The following is a 254-nucleotide window of genomic DNA, read 5'->3' on the forward strand; positions in this document are numbered from 1 at the left end:
CTTCGTTGAAATCGAAGAAGGCGTTGAAGGTCTGGCACACGTTTCTGAAATGGACTGGACTAACAAGAACATTCACCCATCTAAAGTTGTTAATGTAGGCGACGAAGTTGAGGTTATGGTTCTTGAAATCGACGAAGAACGTCGTCGTATTTCTCTAGGCCTGAAACAGTGTAAAGCTAACCCATGGCAGTCTTTCGCTGAAGCGCAAGCTAAAGGCGATAAAGTAACTGGTAAGATCAAGTCTATCACTGACT

General features: G+C 43.7%; 1 protein-coding gene. It reads left to right on the top strand.

Annotated elements, in window-relative coordinates; genetic code table 11:
• Positions 1-254, top strand: a 254-nt coding sequence (locus JI666_RS21450) for a S1 RNA-binding domain-containing protein (protein ID WP_206895111.1), incomplete at both ends; no start/stop codon positions are given.

The organism is Bacillus sp. NTK071, from assembly GCF_017303315.1.
Classification (GTDB): Bacteria; Bacillota; Bacilli; order Bacillales; family Guptibacillaceae; genus Guptibacillus.